The following is a 14819-nucleotide window of genomic DNA, read 5'->3' as shown; positions in this document are numbered from 1 at the left end:
TTCAGCACCAGAAAGGCTGCTTTCTTATGGCACTCGTCTTCAATCCGCCGCCCAACTGGCCCGCTCCTCCTGCTGGATGGGCCCCCACTCCTACGTGGCGCCCCGACCCCGCGTGGGGTCCCGTTCCTGAAGGCTGGCAGCTGTGGGTCGAAGAGCCCGAGCCCGAACCCATTCAGGTTGAAGAGGCTACTATTGAGCCGCTGATTCCCGAGGAGCCCGCTGCCGAGGCGGCTCCCGCTGAGCAGGTTACTGAGCCTGTAGTTGCTGAGCCCGCTGTTGAGGCTGAGCAGCCCGCCGAAGCTGCAGCACCGCTGACCGTTGAGGACGTTGACCTGGAGCAGCTCGCCGCTGAGCTCGAAGGTGAGCAGGTCGTCGAGGTTCCGGAGGCGGCAGCACCCCAGGCTGAGGCATCCCACGTTGAGGCACAGCAGGTAGAGGCGCCCCACGTTGAGGCGTCCCAGGCTGAGTCCGCTGAGGAGTCCTCCGAGCCCAAGCCGATGCGTCACCTGACTCAGGTTCCGCTGACCGGCACCGCTCTGCCCGAGCAGGTTCTCGCATCCCAGTCTTCCGCAGTTGAAGAGCCTGCAGATGCAGAGCCCGCTGCTGAGGCTCCCGTAGCGCCGGTTGTCGAGCCTGTTGTTGCTGAGCAGGCTGCTTCCGAGCAGCCCGTTGAGGCGCACGTTGTTGAGGCTCCGGTTGCTGAGCCGGCACTGTCCGAGCCTGCTGTTTCCGAGCCCGCCGCTTCTGAGCCGGTCGTTTCCGAACCTGTTGCAGAGCCCGTTGTTGTTGAGCCCGTCGCCGAGGTTGCCCCCGAGGCACCGGCGGCAGCTGAACCGGTATCTGAGCCCATCGTTGAGGCTCCCGCGGCTGAGGCACCCGCTGCTGAGGCGCCCCACACTATTGAGAGCTCCCCGCTCGTTGAGTTCCACACCCCCGAAACCGAGCGCACCGTCAACCTGTCCGAGCGTACCGTGAACCTCTCGGAACAGCCCGGTCAGAACATGCAGCCCGGCCAGAACGCACAGTTCATCCCGGCGGGTCAGGCGCCGAACGGCTTCCAGCCGAACCAGGCTGATGGTTTCCAGGGTGAGGGCTTCCAGGGCCAGAACTTCCAGGGTGGCCAGTACCAGGGCCAGGGTTTCCAGGGTCAGGGCTTCCAGGACGGCCAGAACGTCCAGGGCGGTCAGTACCAGGGCAACCCCTACCAGGGTCAACCGTACAACGCTCAGCAGCCCTACGCAGGTCAGGTGTCCGATCAGGACCAGGCAACCGTGGCACTGAGCAACCCCTACGTCACCGAGCCTGCAGGTCAGGGCGAGGACGACTCCGAGAAGAAGGGTCTGTTCTCCGGCACTAAGATTTGGGGTGTTATCGGTGGTGCGCTGGCTCTGCTGATTGTTCTCATCCTGGCGATTGTCATGCTGATTCCGCGTGGCGGCTCGAACCCCGCCTCCGCTTCTTCCGAGTCGGCGAGCGCGGCGGCTACTTCCGCTGAGGCGTCCTCCGCGGCGGCATCCTCTGAGGCTTCTTCCGCAGCGCCCGCATCTGAGAGCGCGGCTTCGGCTTCTTCGGCAGCGCCGGTTGCTGCTGCTGAAGCGAAGATGCCCGAGGGTGAGTTCAAGGAATACAAGAAGACCGTCGCCGATAATAAGGACACCATCGACATTGAGAAGATCAAGGGCGATGTGTCCGCAGGCCTGCTCTACTACGAGTTCAAGCCCGCAGACGGTGTGGTTAACGCCTTCATCACCAGCCGTGACGACAAGGGCAACATCACCGCAGGTCTGAGCGTTCTCGACTCCACCCGCGACGGCAAGGAGCTCAAGGGCACCGCATGGATTGACGCGAGCGGCCACTCCACCCCCACCCGCAAGCTGGAGCTGACCGGTAAGGGCGAGTGGACCATCCGCGTCTACGACGCAGACTCCGCACCCCACTACAAGAAGGGTGAGAAGTTCCAGAGCACCATGAACTACTACGCTTTCACCTACGAAGGCACCGAGGCAACCATGGAGTTCCAGACCAGCGGCCCGACCACCCGCGGCTTCACCGTTCTGAACGCGACCAAGAACGACCCGTTCTTCTCCTCGACCATTCCGACCGTGAAGAGCAGCATGCAGTGGGTTCAGAGCAACAAGAGCTACATGCAGGTTCGTACCGACTCCAACATTACTTGGAGCATCGGCACTAACTAACAGCGTGACTGACTAGGTCAGCAGGCTGGGTATAAAAGTATCCCCCGCACCCGTGATAGGTGCGGGGGATATTTTTATGCCGGTTTTTATACCGGGAGGCTATGCTCTGAGGTTCTGTCCGGTGGGCTTACGCCCTGCTGGATGCGCCCGCCGCCGCGGGCGAGCGACCGCCTCGAGCGGGCAGCCGCCGTGAGCGGGCGGTTTCTTTAGCGGGAGTACTTCGCCTCCGCCAGCTCGGCGCCCGCGGCACGTGCCGCACGCTCCACCAGCTGACGATTCGCCAGGTACACAAAGAACGTCACCAGAATAAACAGGTACATCAGCTGGTACGGCATGGTGCCAGCCATCAGACCCAGGGAGCCTTCGGGCACCATCAGAATCTGATCCGCGTTGAAGTGCGGGGAGAGCGCCAGCACGATCCAGAACGGCGAAATGTACATGCCCACCAGCGCCGCAGTCGCCAAGATAACAGCCAGCGTGAAGACGAAGGAGCTGACCCACTGGTACATGAGCGGGAAGATTTCCATGACCACGGCGGCGAGCATCAGCGGGTACCAGGTGTTGTGGTGCGACCAGCTAATCGGCGAAATCTGCAACATCATGAACGCGGTCAGCGCCAGCTGCGCCATGAGCGCGCGGGCACGAATCAGCGGAATCAGCAGAACCGCCGTGACCAGCACAATCAGCAGAGTCAACGCCACCTGCACCACCGACAGGGCGGTAGCCGTCAGGTGATGCTGCAGGCCCGCATGGGTCAGCGTACCCATAATCGACACGTTATCGAAGTAGCTGAACCAGCCCACACGCGAAGTGTCACGCACCGCGTGGAACCAGAACGTCAGCGACTCCTCACGGATCACCAGGAAGCCGATACCCACGGTCGCAGCGAAGCTGGCACCCAGGGTCGCGATGCCCTTCCAGTCCTTACGCATGAGCAGCAGCAGACCGAACGCGAGCGGGGTCAGCTTAATACCCGCCGCAATACCCAGCAGCACACCGCGCGGAACGCGGGTTGCCGGGCGCATAAAATCGGCGAGAATCAGCATCAGAATGATGGCGTTAATCTGCCCAAAATGCGTGGTCAAACGCCACGGGCCGCACATCCAAATCAGCGCCGCAATCAGCGACACCATACCCCAATGACCCAGGTGCTTCTGCAACGGCAGACGCCACGAGCGGCTACGCGCGTAGGAGTACAACAGGTACGCGCACCAGTAGCAGAGCGCGCAAATAATGGCGGTAATCAGCAGCATGCTCTGCGGCTCGGTGAGGAACGCGAGCGGGTAGAAGAGCAACGCCGCAAACGGTGGGTAGGTGAACGGCAGGCCGCGCGTGCGGAAGGTGTACAGCTGGTAGCCGTCCGGGCCGTCCGCGAGGGAGACCGCACCCAGGCGGTACACGTAAATATCGTCAGCCGCCGCGTGCGTCACGTAGTCGAAGGCGTAGAGGGCAACCAGGATGAACAGCAGGTGCGCCCAGAGAGCGCCGCTACGCATGCCGGGGATGCGGTCAAAGAAACCTGGACGCGCAGGTTTTGTGGGCTGTTTCGCGGTTTCTTCGGCGACTTCTTCCTTTGCCGCTTTTTCCGCGGTGGTTGCCGGAGCTGCGGCTGCCTCTGCGGCGGGCTCCTCAACGGGCTCAGCGCTCTCAACAGCCGGCGCGGATTCAGCAACAGAAGCCGAAGCCCACGGGATTATAGGTGCTACCGCCTCGGTATTCTCCGCGGTCTTCACTACGCTCTTCGCGGTGTTCTTATCAGTATTCACAGGGGTCTTTTCTAGCTCCTTGTCGCGGCTCACGCGGTTGCCTCACGAGAAGCAGCGGCACGCACAGACTGGGCGCTCTCGGACACCAGGGCGCGAGCGCCCCACCAGCCCAGAGGCGCATCGCTACGCACGGAACCGTACTGCACGGGCTCAACCTTCGCACCACGCACCGGCGCGCTCAGAGCGGCAACAGACCAGAGCGTCATCGTCACCCATAGGCAGAACGCGGGAATAGCCGAAACCGCCAACGCGCCCGGGGCCAGCTGTTCCAAACCATCAGCGCTACCGTGGAACCAGGACGCAATCCTAATCGGCGACAGGTACAGGCCCAGCACGGCAACCACCGCGAACACGGTCGCTGTCACCCGCAGCCACGCCGGCTGAACCGCAAAATAGGTGGGGAACGCATCCATGATGAACACGGCAGCCAGCAGGGGCAGCAGCACGTTGTGGTGCGACCAGCTAATCGGCGACAGCGCCACCATCAGGGAGGCGGTCACCGCCACCTGCGCCAGCGCGGCACCGCGGCGTTCCAGCTGGTACAGCAGCGCGGCAGTCAGCCCAATCGTGACCAGCGCCAGGGCGTAGTAGACGGGCTTCGCGGCGCTCTCAGAGAGACCAAAGTGCAGCAGCCAACCCTGAATCGAGACGTTATCCACAAAGTTCAGTCCACCCACACGGGAGGGGTTCGTCAGCGCAGAGAACCAGAACTCCGGCGCGTCCTTAGGCATCAGAATGAAGCCCAACGCGATGGTGCCAAAGAACGTCGCACCCAGGGTCGCAATGCCCTTCCAGTCGCGGCGGACCAGCAGAATCAGGCCAAACACGAGCGGGGTCAGCTTCACGCCGCCCGCAATACCAATGAGCACGCCACGCGGCACGCGGGTCGCCGGGCGCACAAAATCGGCAAGAATCAGCGCCGTAATGAACGGGTTAATCTGAATCAGGTCCAGGGTGCGCTGCCACGGCCCCGCCGAAACCACCAGAATAGTCAGCACCGCAATCGTGCCCGCACGACCAAAGTACTGCTGCAGGGGCAGTTCGCGACCGCGCGCATTCACATAGTTGTAAATGATCGTGGAAATCCACCACGCCACCACAGCCGAACCGACCACCATAATGACCTTGCCAACTTCCAGCGGAATAAAAGCGAACGGCAAGAACAGCATCGCCGCGAACGGCGGGTACGTGAACGGCGGCTTAATCACGCCGTGATCGTTCAGGGTCGGGGAGTATAGGTCCTGGGTAAAGCCCTCGTTATCGAAAATGGTCATCGCACCCAGACGGTAAATGGAGAAGTCCATACCGCTGAAGGGGTTGGTGAGCATTTTGACGACGTATCCACCGCCAACAATGAGGATGAGTGCCACAATAGCGATTTTTCCCCAGATGGGGGTGGTGGAGTCAGTCCTTGTCACGAGGTGTTTGTCCTTACCTTGGTGCCGGCGGATGCGCGCGTAGGGTGGGCGGGCATCTGATTTTGGAATCCTAATAGTTTATCGCGCGCACCTGTGAAGGGTGCATTGGAGAGAAGATTCACAGGGGGAGAACCGCTCGAGCGCGCAGGCACAACTATCACGATATGAGCCGCCTTCATATGCACGTCATGTCTTCAAAATTGGTACTATCCGGGCAATATAATGGGCTTATTGGCACCCACCCCACCGCAGGGGTACCGGGTGCCGACCCGCACACCGACGTCCACGAACAACCAGCAGTGAAAGCAGTGATCACGTGAGTGAACATCTCGGCACCCCACCCGAAGGTGAGAACACGAGCGGCAAGCCCGCAGGCGCAAACGTCTCCGGAGGCGGCTCCTCCGGCCTGAGCATTGGCGCGCGCCCGGCTGATGTGCCCGGCGCGAACCTCACCCCCGAAGAGATTGCACGCCGCGCATCCGGTCGCGGTACGTGGCACCGTCGCGCCTCCAAGCCGGTCTCTCACTGGATGTTTACCCTTGTCGCCGTGCTTCTGTTGCATAAGTTCATCCCGAATAGCGGCTGGCTGCTGGTGCACATTGTCACCCTCGGTCTGATTACGAACTCGATTCTGATTTGGTCTCAGCATTTCACTGAGGCGCTCATGAAAATCAAGATTCCTGACGAGCACCGCGGAACCCAGGTGCGCCGCATCTTCATTCTGAACGCCGGTATTCTCGTGCTCATGATCGGCATGGTCGGTCAGCTGAGCGTGCCTGGCCTCTACGCCGCCACGGTGGTGGGCGCCCTCATTGTCGGTTCGATGGTCGCCTGGCACGGCATCTACCTGCTGAAGCAGGTGCGTCAGGCTCTGCCGTCGCGGTTCGGTGTGACCATTCGCTTCTACATTGTTGCGGCGCTGCTGCTGCCTCTCGGTGCGGCGTTTGGCGGCATGATTGCCTACCCGAACCTGTCCGGCACCCTGCATTCGCAGTTCCTGCTCGCGCACGAGGCAGTGAACGTGCTCGGCTTCGTCGGTATTACCGCGGTGGGTACGCTGGTGACGTTCTGGCCGACCATGCTGCGCACGAAGATGGTTGATAAGGCGCTCACCCACAGTCTGCGTGCCCTGTACCTGATGTGCGGCGGCCTGGTATTGTCGCTGATCGGCGCGATTTTTGGGATGCGTCCGCTTGCTGCTGCCGGCCTGGTCGTCTACCTGGTTGCCCTGCTGATTGTCGCCTGGGTGATGGTGCGTACCCTGCGCACCAAGCGCCCGAACGAGTACCCGCCCATGAGCGTCGGTATGGGCTTCCTCTGGCTGATTGTTGGTGTAGCAGCGACCGCCTACCTGGTGGCGACCGTCCCCTTCGCGCAGCTGGACATGCGCGCCGTGACCCCCATCTTTGTGGTCGGCTTCCTGCTGCAGCTGCTGCTCGGCGCGATGAGCTACCTGCTCCCCCAGCGTATGGGCGGTGGCCCTGCGGTGGTTCGCGCCTCCAACAAGGAGTTCAGCCGTTTTGCTGCTGCCCGCGTGACCGCCGTGAACCTGGCGCTGCTCATCTTCATGATGCCCAGCTCCATGGTGGGCCAGTCCATTAAGATTGCCGTCGCTATCGTGGGTGCGTTGGCGCTCATGGCGTTCATTCCGCTGATGGTGCGCGGCGTGAAGGCGTCCGTGAATACCCGCAAGGAAATGATGGCAGCACGCGCCCGCGGCGAGAAGCCCGTCTTCAACCAGGAGGCGCTCACCCCGGAGCCCGTCCCGCATGCCAAGCAGAGCTTCCAGGCGGCGTTGGCGGTTGCCATGGCGTTCCTGCTGGGCTTCGCCGTGAACCCGTCCGCGCTGAACCTGCCGTCGTTCTCCTCGGCAGGTTCCGTGGCTGCAACCGGTCAGACCACCACCGTGCAGGTGAAGGCGACCAGCAACTACCGTTTCACCCCCGCCGAGGTGGAGGTCCCCGCAGGTAACCGCCTGGTCGTCGAGGTCACCAACGACGACCAGAGCATGACCCACGACCTGACCTTCGACAACGGCGCAACCACCGGCACCATCAACCCCGGCGAAACGAAAACCGTCGACGCCGGCATCATCAGCGCCGACCAGGAAGCCTACTGCTCCGTAGCGGGCCACCGCTCCCTGGGCATGGTGTTTAAGGTGAAGGCGACCGGCGCCTCCGCAAACCAGGTGGCGCAGGGCGGCCACAACCACGGTTCTGCGGGCACCCACAACCACGCGGCGTCGGGTAGCACCCCGACCCTCATGACCGTTGCGAACAGCAGGATTGACATGTCCGCAGCGCCCGGCAGCGGCTACAAGTACCGCGACCCGAACATCCCGGCACCGAACACCGCCACGCAGGTGAACGGCAAGACCGTCCGCAAGGTCACCCTGGAAGTTGAGGAAGTCGACCGCGAGGTGGCGCCCGGCGTGACCGTTCACATGTGGACGTTCAACGGGCAGAACATGGCACCGATTCTGCGCGGCAAGGTCGGCGACATTTTTGAAATTACACTCATCAATAACGGCACGATGGGCCACTCGCTGGACTTCCACGCGGGCATGGTGTCCCCCGATAACACGATGAAGACCATCGCCCCCGGTGAGCGTCTCGTCTACCGTTTTGAGGCGAAGGGTGCCGGTATCTGGCTGTACCACTGCGGCACCGCCCCGCTGAGCCTGCACATGACCCAGGGCATGTACGGCGCGGTCATCATTGACCCGGCGGACCTTGACCCGGTCGATCATGAGTACGTGATGGTTCAGGGCGAGGCGTACCTGCACGACACCGGCAAGACCGCCTCCGACGGTAACAAGCTGGCGGAGAACTCGCCGGAGCTGATTGCGGCGGGCACCCCCACGCTGACCATGTTCAACGGCCACGCAACCCAGTACAAGGCGAAGCCGCTGCAGGTGAAGAAGGGCGAGCGTATCCGTGTTTGGGTAATGGCTGCGGGCCCGAACCACGGCACGAGCTTCCACGTGGTCGGTTCGCAATTCGACACGGTCTACAAGGAGGGCGGCTACCTGATGCGCCGCGGCGCGGACGCATTCGGTAGCCGTGACGGCCACAGCCAGGCACTCGATTTGGCGCCCGCTCAGGGCGGCTTCGTGGAGATGCAGTTCCTAGAGTCTGGCACGTACACGTTCGTGAACCACTCCTTCTCGGAGATGGAGCGCGGTGCCGCCGGCAAGATCGTGGTCACTGACCGCTAATAGTCACTGACCGCTAGTAGTGGCTGCCCGCTAAACCCTCACGCTGGCGCTTCTAGCGCCCCGTGAGAGGTCGACCCCGCCCGGTGCATCCTGCGAATGGATGCGCCGGGCGGGGTCTTTCTGCGCTGTCTTGCTGTGCCGCCTTTCGGCGCCGTCTTTCTGCCCCGCACAAGCCCCTACAGAGCCGATACAGAGCCAGCCCAGAGCCCCTGCACACGCCTGCACACGCCCCAGCAGGAGCCTTCACGCACATCGGCGAACTATGCTTTTAGCCTCATGGGCGAACTTTTCTTAGCCAGGAGCGGGCATGGTGCGCTAGTCTATAGGAATGGCAGATAGCACTTCGAGCGCCTCTTCCGAGCGCAGCGCTACGGGCGCCAACAACCACACCTCCGCTTCGGCGGACGCACAGACTTCCCCTCGGCAGCGTAAAGCTTTCCCGCTTCGCTTTCTCGCCGGGGCACTTGCGCATTGGCAGATTATTGCCTCTGCGGTTCTTTTGGGTGGCGGTGTTGCCGGCCTGGCGGCCACCTATGACGACTATTGCGGTATGACGGAGCTTTCGTATGCTCCGGCGGCTCTCCGATCCGATTTTGAGGAGGGCTCTAAGGTGGCGGGTTTCCGCCCCGGCGTGCTGGCGGCGCAGATTGAGACTGAGAGCCACTGGCGTGTGGGCGTTGTGTCCCACCAGGGCGCTAAGGGTATTGCACAGTTCACTGATGATGCGTGGAGCGGCGGGCACTACAGCTTCGGCAATGGCGGTAATGTTCTGAACCCGCACGATGCGATTGCGGCGCAGGCACGCTACCTGGGTGAGTTGCGTACTCGTTTGGTGAAGTACGCCTCCAATGAGGATGAGCTGCAGGATGTGGTTCTCGCCGGTTATAACGCGGGTCCGGGTTCTGTGGAGAAGTACGGCGGTGTTCCCCCGTATGAGGAGACTCAGAATTATGTGAAGTCGATTCGCGAGCTGGCGGATACCAAGTACAAGCTGACCTGCTCTCCCGAGTACCAGTTCAAGCAGGCGAAGTTGAGCTTCGTGAATGGTGTGACTCCGGCGATGGCTGGTGTGCATGCGGACGGTACGCCGCTGTCCACCGAGGAGTCGGCGAGCGCGGCGGCGGAGGTTTCCGCCTCGGCATCTGCAAGCGCTTCGGCTCGTCCGTCTGCGAGCGGTTCTGCGGGTTCTTCGGTGAAGCCTTCGGCAACGAGTTCCGGCCGCTAAATTCAGCTTTTTGGATAGTCCACTAGGCTATATAGCCGTCAGGGAATATTCCGTTTTATCTATAGTGAGCGGCTGATACCGGCCACCGCTCCCCTACTATTCACTCTTATATTTACTCTTAACAGCGCGAGGCGCCGACCCCCATTCTCGGGGTTCGGCGCCTCGCACTTTTTAGAGCTGGAGCGTGCCTAGTTGAAGATGGCGCGCACGACCGAGTAGCCGGAGACCGGGTACACAGCGTTCACGGTTGCGGGCTTCTCGCTCTCGTCCGCGATCTCAATGGACTCGGTGCCGCGCAGCAACTCCTCGAGCAGGATGCGCAGTTCCAGGCGTGCCAGGGGCGCACCGGGGCAGACGTGGATGCCGTCGCCGTACACGAGGTTGCGGGACTGGTCGCGGTGCGGGTTGTAGGTGAGGGCGTCTTCGAAGGCGTCCTCGTCGCGGTTGGCGCTTGCCCAGTTGATGGTCACGCGGGAGCCAGCGGGCAGGGTGCGGCCGCCGAGTTCGGTGTCCTGAGTGGTGATGCGGCGGTTGGTGACGAGGGTGTCTTCGAGTCGCATGATTTCTTCGACGGCGAGGGCGATTTCGCTGCGGTCATCGAGTGCGTTGCCGTCGGCGAGGGATGCACGCAGGCGGTCCTGCTCGGCGCGGTTGCGTGCCAGGAAGTTGACGAATACACCCACGGTTGCGGAGACGGTGGACAGCTCACCCACGGTCCAGTTGCGGATGAGGCTGACGATTTCTTCGTCGGTCATGGTACGGGGTTCTTCGCCGGGCAGCTGCACGGTGTCGGTGAGCAGTTCGGCGGTGACGTCCTTAGGGTTGCCGGCGGCAGCGTCCTCGCGGCGTTCGTCGAGGAGCTGGCGGATGTAGCCGTCGAATTCGAGGGCGACCTTAGCGATTTCTTCGCGGTCGCGGCGCAGGGTGGCGACGCGGTTCTTTTCGATCCATTCGGTGAGGGGCTGTTCGAGGCATGCGGGCCAGCCCATGAAGGCGTTCTGCACACGCATTGCGTATGCCTGACCGAAGCCCTGCATGACGTCTACCTCTTCGCCGCGGGGCAGTTCTGCGATGAGGGCCTTCACGGCGTCGCGGATGACGGGTGCGAACTTTTCGAGGCGTTCGGGGGTGAAGTACTTGTCGTTGACGGCGCGGAAGGTGGTGTGTTCGGGTGCGTCCATGCCGTTGGGGACGGCGATGTGGCGGGTGGAGACGACGTTGGAGTAGATTTCGGGGTGGTCGAGTACGTGCTGTACGTCGGCGTTTTTGAAGACGGAGTAGCCCATGAATTCGTCGTGGGCGACAGGGCAACGGCGGCGCATTGCGTCGTAGGCAGCTACCTGGTCCTTCTGGACCTCTTCGCTTCGGAGGTCCCAGTCGTTGTGTACGTTCTCAGTCATTGTTCACCCGTGTTCGTTATAGAGTTGTGGCGTGCTGGATGCGGGCGTCCGGGCGATGCGCGTGGGGCAGGGTCGGGCGTGCATTTCAGCACGTGAATCCATTACTTGTTCTTCGACCGTATCACTTAAGGGGTGGTGGCGCAGGGTAGGGGTTCCTTGCTTCTCATTCAACGAACAGCGCGGTCGGGGCAGCACTACAACCCATCACGCTGACTCACTCTATAGGCCGCGGTAGACTTCTCGCCGATGCCCGACTCGGAAAACTTCAACAACAACCGCCCCGTTATCAATGGTGTACAGAATGCGGTAATTCCCTACTCGTGCCCTGTACCCTTCTTCGCACTGCGGCCCCTTGAATAGAACCTGCACAGGAACTATCCTCGGAGCTAACGGACAAACCCCAGAAAGGAACCAGTCATGACTGTTACCACTCACCGGACTCGTTCCAATGTCACGACTCTTAAAGAACTCCGCGACAACCTCGGAACCAAAGTCAACGAAGCCGTGTTCTCCGGCGAACGTCCCCTCATCAGCCGCAATGGTAAGACTGTTGCCGCGCTCATCTCCTACGAAGATTTGAAGCTGCTGGAAGAGTACGAAGAGCTCCTCGACATTGAGGCTCTTCGTAAGGCACGCACCGAAGATGACGGCTACCGCATCGGCCTCGACGAGTTCCTTGAAGAGAACCCTGCAGAGAACCCTGCAGACTAGTCATTCAACGCATATTGCAAGGCGGGCGGCACCTCCACCGGGGGGGGGCCGCCCGCCTCATTCTTGCCTAAAAACCCGCCGGGTCTAGCGCTTGCGCGCGGAGGGGTAGATGCTACCGTCCATCACGCCGCGCTCCACCTGCTCCAGGCTCACGCCGCGAGTCTCCGGCAGGTTGCGGAACATCAGCAGCGCAATGATCACGTTCACCACGGCAAAGCCGATGAAGGAGCCGGTCAGACCGACCGCACCCAGAATCACGGGGAACGCCAGCGACAGCACACCGTTCATCATCCAGCCGCTAAACGCCGAAATGCCCATACCCGCCGCACGCACACGCAGAGGGAACAGCTCACTCATAATCACCCACGTGGACACGTTCAGGCAGGTCTGCATCGCGCCCACAAAGCAGACGATGAGCACCAGCAGAATCCAGGGGCGCGCCGCATTATCGGCGGGTAGCAGCATGGATGCGCCCGCAATCAGCACGTGGAAAAACGCGGTCGAGCTATAGCCGGTAATGACCATGACGCGGCGCGGTACACGCTCCATCAGGCGTAGCGACAGGATGGAGCCGAGCACCGCAATCGTACCCGGCGCAATATTCGCAATGAGCGCCGCAGATTCGCTGAAACCAGCTTCCTTGAGCACCTTAATGCCGTAGTACATAATCGAGTTGATGCCGGTCAGCTGCTGGCCCGCGCCGACCAGAATACCGACGAGCAGGATGCGCACGAACCAGCCGCGCACGCCCACGCTTTCCTTAGCTGCCGCATCGTTCTGGGAGCTGGTTTCCGCCTGAAGGGTGCGCTCAATATCGGCAATCTCAGCCTCAGCACGCTCGGCGGAGCGGATGCGCTTCATAACCTCAAGAGCCTGTTCACGCTTGCCGACGCGCAGCAGCCAGCGCGGCGACTCGGGCACTCGCAGCATACCGATGAACAGGCCGATGGCGGGCAGGGTGCAGATGGCGAACATCCAGCGCCACACGCCGTCGTGTTCGCCCCATACGTTGCCGATGAGGGCGTTCACGATGAACGCGGCAAGCTGACCGCCCACGACCATGAGCTCGTTGCGGCCGGAGAGGGAGCCTCGAATTTCGTAGGGTGCGAGCTCTGCGAGGAATACGGGCACTACGGCGGAGGCGCCGCCGACCGCCAGGCCGAGCAGGGTGCGTCCGGTGATGAGTACGGCGACATTGGGTGCAAACACGCAGGTCAGGGCACCAATGAAGAAGATGGTGGAGAGCCCAATGATGGTGGTTCGGCGGCCGAACCGGTCAGAGATGCGGCCGCATCCGAGTGCGCCGATAGCGGCGGCGAAGGCGAGCGATCCGGTGACCCAGCCTTGGGCGGTGGAGTCCATGCCGAGTTCGCGGCTCATGGGTTCGAGCGCGCCGTTGATCACTCCGGTGTCGTAGCCGAAGAGCAGACCGCCGAAGGTGGCGATGAGTGCAATAATGCCGAGGTATCGACTGTGCTTCCCGGTGCCCAGAGGGGGCAGGGTGGAGGCGGTGCTCTGTGCGCTCATGGTGTCCTTTGATGTGCCGGTGGCGGGTGGTTGCGCCGGGTTGGTTCCAGGCGGCAGGGGTGGGTACATAGGTAAGGTGAGGTGCGTCAGGTTAGACGCACCTCACCTAATCCTAGCGAAAACGTTCGGCGGGTGATATTTATTTCTCACCACGGACATTTTTCAGCGTATATTACGGCCAACATATGCGACCGCATGAGTGCCCCTTTAAGAAGGAGCACCGTTTAGAACAGCGCGATCTTCTCGGGTGCGGGGAAGATGGCGTCCAGGGCGGCGAGGTCCTCAGCGTCGAAGCGCAGGCATGCCGCCTGTGCGTTGGCGCGCACCTGTTCGGCGCTGGTTGCACCGGCAATGACGGAGGTGACCGGCGACTGCTGCGCGAGCCAGGAGAACGCCGCCTGCACCTCGGTGATGCCGCGTTCGGTGCAGAAGCTGTGGAAGGCTTCGAGCTGGTCCCAGTTGGCGGCGTCGAGCACGTTCTTCTTGGAGTGGGACAGGCGCGAACCGGCGGGAATGTTGTCGCGGCGGTACTTGCCGGTCAGCAGGCCGTTAGCGAGTGGGAAGTACGGCAGCACACCCATGCCGAAGTGCCGTGCGGCGGGCAGGATTTCGAGTTCTGCGCGGCGGTCGAGCAGGTTGTAGTGGTTTTCAGCGACGATGAACCGTTCGGTGCCGAGTTCGTGGGCGCAGTGTTCGGCGTGGGCGAGCTGCCAGCCGGAGAAGTTGGAGTGGCCCAGGTAGCGGACTTTGCCGTCGCGTACGAGCTGGTCGAGGGCGCTGAGGGTTTCTTCAATGGGGGTGTTGGGGTCGGGGCTGTGGTAGAAGTACAGGTCGATGTAGTCGGTGCCGAGGCGGCGGAGGGAACCTTCGACGGCGCGCATGATGTAGCGGCGGGATCCGCGAGCGTTGCGGTCGTTGCCGTTGAGGTCGCCGACGGGCAGACCGAATTTGGTGACGATGGTCAGTTCGTCGCGGTCGAGGCCGAGCTGGGTGAGGGCGGTGCCGAACATGGTTTCTGAGAGGCCGGGTTCGGCGCCGTAGAGGTCGGCGATGTCGAAGAAGCTGATGCCGGCGTCGACTGCGGCGGCGATGACTTCGTTGGTGCCTTCTTGGGTGCGGGTGGGGGTGCCGGGGCGGCCGAGGTTGTTGCAGCCGATGCCGACGCTGGGTACGACGAGGCCGGAGTTGCCGAGCCTGCGGTAGACGGGAGATTCAATACGTTCCATGCTTTTAACTCTACGTTGTGTGGGTATGTTGCGGGGTTATTTCCCCTCCAGTTGGGAGGCGAAGAGCTTCCTGAAGCGTGATGTAGGGTCGGTCGTTAGGTCCCGGTAGGTTCCTTGCTCCACCACACACCCAC

10 protein-coding genes are annotated in these 14819 nt (G+C 62.2%); 4 read left to right on the top strand and 6 right to left on the bottom strand.

Translation table 11 applies throughout. The features are described from left to right. Window positions 1–26 precede the first annotated feature (26 nt). The gene (locus HMPREF2528_RS01180) at window positions 27–2195 is read left to right on the top strand and encodes a hypothetical protein (RefSeq protein ID WP_070541680.1); all 2169 of its coding nucleotides are present in this window, start codon (window positions 27–29) and stop codon (window positions 2193–2195) included. Between the two features lie 206 nt (window positions 2196–2401). Here HMPREF2528_RS01180 and HMPREF2528_RS01175 read toward each other — a convergent pair whose 3' ends face one another. Further along, on the bottom strand, window positions 2402–3994 hold the full coding sequence (locus HMPREF2528_RS01175) for a glycosyltransferase 87 family protein (protein ID WP_246823839.1): 1593 nt from the start codon (window positions 3992–3994) through the stop codon (window positions 2402–2404). Beyond that, window positions 3991–5379 carry a glycosyltransferase 87 family protein gene (locus HMPREF2528_RS01170; protein ID WP_070505734.1) on the bottom strand — a complete coding sequence of 463 codons (1389 nt, stop codon included), beginning with the start codon at window positions 5377–5379 and terminating at the stop codon, window positions 3991–3993. Before HMPREF2528_RS01170 ends, HMPREF2528_RS01175 begins: the two co-directional genes overlap by 4 nt. 316 nt (window positions 5380–5695) lie before the next feature. Here HMPREF2528_RS01170 and HMPREF2528_RS01165 point away from each other — a divergent pair, with 316 nt between their 5' ends. Both HMPREF2528_RS01165 and HMPREF2528_RS09300 read left to right on the top strand, forming a co-directional pair. Then, a complete protein-coding gene (locus tag HMPREF2528_RS01165) occupies window positions 5696–8596 on the top strand; it encodes a multicopper oxidase domain-containing protein (RefSeq protein WP_070505732.1) in 2901 nt (966 codons plus the stop codon). Window positions 8597–8924: 328 nt separating this feature from the next. Next, a complete protein-coding gene (locus HMPREF2528_RS09300) occupies window positions 8925–9821 on the top strand; it encodes a lytic transglycosylase domain-containing protein (RefSeq protein WP_070505730.1) in 897 nt (298 codons plus the stop codon). Between the two features lie 188 nt (window positions 9822–10009). On the opposite strand, the gene HMPREF2528_RS01155 is transcribed toward HMPREF2528_RS09300, so the two are convergent. Both HMPREF2528_RS01155 and HMPREF2528_RS09215 read right to left on the bottom strand, forming a co-directional pair. Beyond that, complete coding sequence (locus HMPREF2528_RS01155; protein ID WP_049327433.1) at window positions 10010–11221, bottom strand: cytochrome P450; 1212 nt, start codon at window positions 11219–11221, stop codon at window positions 10010–10012. Between the two features lie 219 nt (window positions 11222–11440). Beyond that, entirely contained in the window at window positions 11441–11590 is a 150-nt protein-coding gene (locus HMPREF2528_RS09215; RefSeq protein WP_239664826.1) for a type II toxin-antitoxin system RelE family toxin, read from the bottom strand. 48 nt (window positions 11591–11638) lie between these two features. On the opposite strand from HMPREF2528_RS09215, the gene HMPREF2528_RS01150 reads away from it, so the two are divergent. Next, window positions 11639–11932, top strand: a complete 294-nt coding sequence (locus tag HMPREF2528_RS01150; RefSeq protein WP_049346494.1) for a type II toxin-antitoxin system prevent-host-death family antitoxin — start codon at window positions 11639–11641, stop codon at window positions 11930–11932. Between the two features lie 84 nt (window positions 11933–12016). On the opposite strand, the gene HMPREF2528_RS01145 is transcribed toward HMPREF2528_RS01150, so the two are convergent. Both HMPREF2528_RS01145 and HMPREF2528_RS01140 read right to left on the bottom strand, forming a co-directional pair. Further along, window positions 12017–13528: a sugar porter family MFS transporter gene (locus HMPREF2528_RS01145; protein ID WP_256387653.1), complete on the bottom strand. Its 1512-nt coding sequence runs from the start codon at window positions 13526–13528 to the stop codon at window positions 12017–12019. A gap of 155 nt (window positions 13529–13683) precedes the next feature. After that, window positions 13684–14685 (bottom strand): aldo/keto reductase, encoded by a 1002-nt coding sequence (locus HMPREF2528_RS01140; protein ID WP_049338317.1) that lies wholly within the window; start codon window positions 14683–14685, stop codon window positions 13684–13686. Window positions 14686–14819: the final 134 nt, after the last annotated feature.

Origin of the sequence: Rothia sp. HMSC078H08, assembly GCF_001808955.1 — a bacterium.
Taxonomy (GTDB): domain Bacteria; phylum Actinomycetota; class Actinomycetes; order Actinomycetales; family Micrococcaceae; genus Rothia.
This window is presented reverse-complemented; position numbering and strand designations above follow the sequence as displayed.